Here is a 6,446-nt window from a genome sequence, read left to right on the forward strand (position 1 = left end):
CTTGGCTTGCAGGCGATCGAGATTAGCGCGACGATTTATGATAGTAAACGGCATGGAATTTTTGCATACAATCATTACAACGATATCTCAAGGGATGGGAAAGACTAATCCGTGAATTTTTCTCTGACCTTATAGCTTGGACTACCGATGAGAAGAAACCAGTCACGAATCAGTAATGGTATTGAATTTCGCTAGATATGTAAACCAAACTACCTCGCCAATGGTAACTCAAAATATTGGGGAAACCAAGTCTCCAATCTGGCAGAAACTAATCCAGGTTCTAAAAACTGATATTGTTCGGTAGTAAAACCTTTTGGTGGAAAACCTTGGTGACAAGCGAGTGCCGCAACCGCACACACTGGAGTTTCAAAATCTGGATAGCTTCGAGGATGAAACTGCATCCAATTATCTTCATCTTCCATCATCCAAAATTCAGCAATTTCAACCAAGCAATCCCTAGTCAGATCGTATTTTTGAGATGGAATACTGTCAATAAGACTCAACCAAGCTTTCTCTTCTACATCCTCACCACTCGCATGAAAATCCATACAGTCTTGACTCAAAGCCAAGGTTGAAATTACCCCTTCATAAAGGGTTGAATTTTGAATAATATGTAAACTCGAAAAAGACTTGGATAACCGATCTATAAAATTCCATTCTTCTCCAAGAATTAAATACTCAATAGATTCATAAATTTTTTCCTGTAGAAAAAGACCAATGCCTGACAACGCCGACCATTTTTTCCAAATTCCGTGGTCTGCCCCCACTGCATATAAAAAAGATGTGAGTTCCAGAGCTAATTCTGTAAAGGATAAAACCAAATCTTTTTCTGATATTTTGTTTTCGTCAAATAAAGTATTGACACTCTGAAAGTCTTGCTGGATATATTTTAAAGTTTTATCGGCATAATTATATGCTTGCAACCTACGCTCTTTATGAGCTTGATAGTTCTTTGGTAAAATTTTAAATTCACGCTTGACTAGATCTACAAAAACTTCTGTATTCAGGATTGCCATTCTTTTAGCCCTCCTTTATTAGTTGCTATCTGCTGCGCTTTTTGCTTGGCTGAATTCCCCAAGCTACTTGCAGAATGTTCGAGCCTTGCATCTTCTTGTGCTACTAAATTTTTACCGGGTATACTTCCTGTAAATGCAACTTCTCCTTCTTTAAAGATGCGATACTTGACTTTTATCTTTCCAGATTTATGTAAATCTTGAACATCGATAGCTCCAGATTCTACTAGCTCCATGGCGCTAAAAAGATAAATAAACATTCGCCCGATAATCGAACCTTGCGGATTTCGATTTTCCTGTTGTGTTCCCTTTTGCCCGAGGGCATATCGAGCTGCGTGATTTGGATTTTTAGAGGTTGATATAAAAGGTATATCAACTAGATTTAATCCTGAATATTGTCCGCTTTGAGCTTTTCGTAATTCTTCTCGAAATCGATCGTAGCGGTTAACATAGTCCTGTAACATGGCATAGAAAAGACTTTTAAACTCTTGATCTTTCTTGCCCCACCATTTTTTTACACTTCTAGGATTTTGGGTTTTGTCAACTTCTCGTGTTACTAATTCCGCTGCATTTTGCAAGTCGGATTGACTGACATCTGACCCGTCAGGTTTTTGACTACCGGAAATTTTCTTGGCTGCCGTACTAAAAGTGGGTGTATTAACCAAATCTCGCTTTAACTGAGATTTATAATCTTCCTCGCTTAAATTTTTATTAAAATGAATGCCGCGATACAGAGCAAATGCACCTTGAACTTCTTCCTCGCCTTCTTCTTTCTTTTCTCCTTTCTTTGTACCTTCACAGGCTGCATACCGATAATCCCAAGTTTCTCCCGCATCGACGACTGAAATCGCCTTAAACACCGGGTTTCGTTGCTTCACCGTCGCCGCAACCGTTTCCGCCTCTTCCTTCGTAATCTTATTACCGTCTTTGAGATACTTCGCTTCCTCACGATCGATCTGCTGCAAACCTGCATTCACCTTCGCATCGTGTTCCGGGTCGGCGCGTTCGGCGTCTTCGTCCTCTTCCCCGCGCAACCCTAATTTCTTCAGCAGTTTCTTCGCGGCTTTCTTCGCTTTCTTCAACACCAGTTCGATCGCCTTATCGATGCGTTTGCGAACCCTCTTAATGACCTTCGTGACCTTATTCGCCAACCCGCCAAGACCCAGCAACGACGCCAAGAAACCAATCACCACCGGAAGCGCCTTCGACAACGCATTTTCCACCAACTTCGCCGCGTCACCCAACGCACCACTGGCGATCGACTTAATCGACTGCGTAACCGCCTGTACCAACTCCACCACCTGGGACCCTCGGTTGATGAAGAACATCACGATGTCGTAAATAGCCTTCGCCGCCTTCACGAACGCACCCGCCGGATTGAGGAGTCCCAACAACCAGGTAATTCCCGACTGAATCACCTGCGTAATCACCATATTCTTAATTTCCCCCATCACCGACTCTTTCAAATCGGTAAACTGGTCGCGCAGGTGTTCCCAAACTCCCGTCAAACCCTGCGATTGCAACAGTTGGAAAATTTCCGACCCCTTCTCCATCGCCGCCACCACGGGTTCGCCGAACATTTTCACCGCTTTCTGACGGACGTAATTCCAACTCAACCCCAACACCTGCGTCACCAGGCTGAAAATTCCTTTGAGACTGAACAAATCTTCCGGAAGTTGAATTCCCACCGATCCCATCGTTCCCGTCAGCCAACCCACTAACCCCGTTTGTAAGTGGGTGGCGATGTTGCTGAGGAAGTTTTGGAATCCCTGACGCAATCCCGTGACGAGATTTCCCAAAAAACCGATGGGATCTTTGAGAATCTGACTCACCGTTTCCACAGCACCGCCGAGGACGTTGGCCAGCATTCCCTTAATTTCCAAAATCGTTTGGATAACGCCGCCGATCGCGTTCTTGGCTTTATCCACCAGCCCTTGATTTTGGGCTTTCATCTCCTCGATGCGATCGTCGATCGCCTGCACCCCTTCCTGATATTTCTGAGACAAACTGTCGATGAGAGCGTCTCGCTTGCTGTCAACCTGACCTTCTAACTCATCAAACTTACTTTGGATGTTTTGCGCCGCTTCCGTTCCCACCTGTTTCAACTCTTGAGGCAAACTAGAAACGTACTGTTGAATCTCCTGTTTCCCTTGCGCGATGCGGGTTTTCGCCTGGTTGAGCCGTTCGGCGACGAAGTTAGAAATATCCGTCAGCGCAACGTCCATTTCCGCCAGATATTTCGATCGACCTTCTTCAAAAAAGCCATTGACTTCCGGCGGTAAACCCACCACCGCATCTTTAGCGCGTTTCCCCCAACCCCGCACGTCGTACCATTCGCCGTAGCGTTCTTTCTTATACGCCTTCATCTTGGCATCGACGTGATTCTCAAATAGCTGTCGCGCCCGATTCGCCGCCGTATCGAAGCGACTCGTCACCTCAGATTCCAAGCCGTCGAGGGCGGTTTCCACGTCCCCTTTCGTCTTTTCGTAAATCTCGTTAATGCGATCGGCGACTTCCTTGCGTTTCTGTTCGTCTTTCCCTTTCGTGTCTCCCTGCACCCCCAACGCCTGAGCCATCGCCTCCGATTGCTGGCCGTGCATCTCCTGTAACCCCGTCTTCACCAGCGATACCGCCTGTCCCTGACTCTGGGCGATCGCCCCTTGCTCCCCCTGACGATACATCCCCGGCGCCGTCTGCGCGTCCGTTTGCGCCTCCTGTTTCGCCGCCAGTGCGCTGACAAACTGCGGTTCGTTCGACTGCTCAAGCTGCGTCTCCGTCACCTCCGCCGCTTCCATCTGTTCGTCTAACGAAGCACTGTTGGCTTGCAGCGGTGCAGAAACTTCCGCCTCGCTCCTCGGCTTGGGAGCCGCCCCTTCAGCGGCGATATGGGAAGGAGGCTGTGATTCGGAGGGTTCGAGGGGTTCGGCGGTGCGCGGTTCCAGACCGCTCGTATCGGGGGGGTCGGCTGCTTTGTCTTCAATTGGCGCCGCCGCCTGTTCCTGTTCCTCCGTCACCTGCGACGACACCGACTGACGCACCGAATCCAGTTGGTTGTTGTCTTTAAAGCCTTCAGCTTCCTCCTCCGTCTGGGGAACCACCGCCTCAATCCGTTGCATCAGCGCCGCTTTGAACTGTTCGCCATCGAAGGTTCCCGGCGGTTGCTGTTCCAGTTCCGTCACTTGGCGATCTTGGCCCTGACTTTCCACTTCGTTGGCGGGGGATTCGGCGGCGTCTTGTGCGGCTTGGGCTTCCGAATCCGCCCGAGGATGCTGTTTTTGTTGCGTCGCCGCCGCTTCGCTGTCCGCGACAACCGCTTGAAATGCAGGATCGGCGTCCGCCGATGCGGGTGCAGCCGTTCCCCCGCCACCTTGAGCTGTCTGCGTGGGAGAAGCAGCGGTTTCACCGGCCATCTTCGAGGTTTCGCCACCCGACGGCGTTGCAGGTTGGGCGGTTTCCTGAGATGGAAGTGCAGCAGTTTGGGGTTTTCCAGAGGCCTCGGCGGTTTGAGTCGCAGATGTAGCCGCAGACGGACTGGGGGGTTCTCGACTCGACGGCGTTTCCGTTTTTGGCGCCGCTGTCGCTGGGGAAACCGCCTCGGATTCTCGGTCTTCCCGTCGCTGGACGCTGGGAATCGTCGTTAAAAATTGAGGTTGAATTTTATTAGATTTGGCGCGATCGCGCGACCGGGATTTAGGTTGAAGCGTATTTCCCGTCTGTTGAATGGTATGAGTTAACTCGTGGGCGAGTAATTCTTTGCCGCTGCTAGAACCGGGATTGTAGCGACCGCTGTTGAAAAAGATATCTCGACCGTGGGTAAAGGCTTTCGCGCCCACCTCTTTGTTTAATTGAGCCGCTTCGCCGTCGGTATGGACGCGCACGCCGGAAAAATCGGTACCGAATCTCGATTCCATAAATTCCCGCGTTTCCTTGGCGAGCGGTTGTCCTTGTCCCTTGCGTCGGTTGAGGGTTTGCTCGAATTGCGGACTGGCTTGAGAGGGGTTGGCGTTTCCCCGTAATTGGAGTTTGGGGCGAACGGGGGTCGTCTGGGGTTTGGCGTCGTTGTCGTCGAGTTCGGGGTTTCGAGGCGAAGGCTTCGAATCGGGCATTTTCATCACTTGCGCCGCGATCGAATCCGCTTCCTGTTCGTATGAGTCCCCGGGTTTCCCAATCGTCAGTTTCGCTTGTAGGTCGAGGTCTTCCGCGTCGTCGGTGTCGGTTTCTGCTTCCGTCTCTTCTCCCTGACGCTGGACGGGCGGGTGCATCGGCATGGGAGACTCGAGTAGGCTGAATCCTCCCGTGGGAAGGGGTCGATCGCTCTCCTCGGACTCGGACGCTTCCGGATACAAGCCAAAAGGATCGCGGATTGGGGGCGTTTCTTCCTTGCGGAAATTGACCCAGGTTCTCCGTTGAACGGTGGGGGAAGTGGGTTTGAACTGATGCGATCGATCGCCCATCGCTACCGTCTCCCAAATCGGCTCGATCGAGCCAGATTTTGCCAAAGCATCTTAATCTGCTTCGATTCTAGGCGGGAACTCTCAAAACAGCAATTTTCAAAACCGTCTCCGACCGTATCAAACGCCAGTTTTCGGGAATTTACAACCCGAATTCGCCCCTCGAAAGTTCCTTCGCCGCTGCGCGAAACGATGGCTTAAACTGGTAGCACGTTCGGGCGAATTGCCCGAACCCTCGAAGCATTCTGGTGTCGCGATGTCTTTTCCCGCAGCTCGAGTAGGCGACCTCACCGTAACTGGCGACAGCGTTCTTCCCCCTGGCGTTCCCAATGTGGTGATTAACAACCAACCCGCCGCCGTCACGACCACGTCCGTGGCGGGGCCGGTCATCAACGCCGGGCCGGGTATGATAATCAGTGGAAATCCCACCGTCTTAATCGGGGGAATGCCTGCGGCGCACGTCACCTCGATGGTGTTTGGTATGACGACAACTCCCGCCGGGTCGGTTCCGGTGTCTACCACCATCGCCCAAGGTGCGCCGACGGTTTTAATCGGTGCTGGAGGGGGTGCGCCGCCGCTGGACATCGCCGCTGGAGTCGAGCAGATGAAGAAAGAGGCGGAAGCGGAGCGCGATCGCATTCAGGAAGAAAAGGAAGATTGAACGGGATACCCAATAGGATGTTTGGGGAGGTTTCTACATCGCTACCTGAATTTTAAAACCCCGGTGGCATCCGGAGCGATCGCCCCGGCGATCGATCGTACCAATCTAACTGTTCCATCCGTCGCCACTGACGCTCTAACTCCCGATTCATCACCGCCTCTTCTGGCGCTTCCTCCGCCTCTCGTTCCTCCATATAATCCTCCATCAACTTCTCAACTCGCGCCTGAACTTGTGCGTACTCTTCAACGCCTTCATAAGCATAGCGGTTTTGACATACTCGCCGCCTTAAAAGAGCGGCGATTCTCCAGACCTCACGGTTTG

Annotated in this window: 4 protein-coding genes; 1 reads left to right on the plus strand and 3 read right to left on the minus strand. The window is 51.1% G+C overall.

The genetic code is table 11. The features are described from left to right. Positions 1-209 precede the first annotated feature (209 nt). Positions 210-1,016 carry a hypothetical protein gene (locus ACP5D4_RS20495; RefSeq protein WP_428013470.1) on the minus strand — a complete coding sequence of 269 codons (807 nt, stop codon included), beginning with the start codon at positions 1,014-1,016 and terminating at the stop codon, positions 210-212. Next, positions 1,004-5,512 (minus strand): eCIS core domain-containing protein, encoded by a 4,509-nt coding sequence (locus ACP5D4_RS20500; RefSeq protein WP_428013471.1) that lies wholly within the window; start codon positions 5,510-5,512, stop codon positions 1,004-1,006. Before ACP5D4_RS20500 ends, ACP5D4_RS20495 begins: the two co-directional genes overlap by 13 nt. Positions 5,513-5,720: 208 nt before the next feature. Here ACP5D4_RS20500 and ACP5D4_RS20505 point away from each other — a divergent pair, with 208 nt between their 5' ends. Beyond that, positions 5,721-6,125 carry a PAAR domain-containing protein gene (locus ACP5D4_RS20505; protein ID WP_428013472.1) on the plus strand — a complete coding sequence of 135 codons (405 nt, stop codon included), beginning with the start codon at positions 5,721-5,723 and terminating at the stop codon, positions 6,123-6,125. A gap of 52 nt (positions 6,126-6,177) precedes the next feature. Here the strand turns inward: ACP5D4_RS20505 and ACP5D4_RS20510 are convergent. After that, positions 6,178-6,446 (minus strand): hypothetical protein (locus ACP5D4_RS20510; RefSeq protein WP_428013473.1); only part of this gene is annotated, 269 nt, incomplete at its 5' end.

Source organism: Baaleninema sp. (assembly GCF_049974805.1).
In the GTDB taxonomy this organism is placed as follows: domain Bacteria; phylum Cyanobacteriota; class Cyanobacteriia; order Cyanobacteriales; family Geitlerinemataceae; genus Baaleninema.

Bases quoted from the DNA above. Each gene is read 5' to 3' on its own strand.
- ACP5D4_RS20495 (WP_428013470.1), bottom strand. From the start codon at position 1,016: ATGGCAATCCTGAATACAGAAGTTTTTGTAGATCTAGTCAAGCGTGAA.
- ACP5D4_RS20505 (WP_428013472.1), top strand. From the start codon at position 5,721: ATGTCTTTTCCCGCAGCTCGAGTAGGCGACCTCACCGTAACTGGCGAC.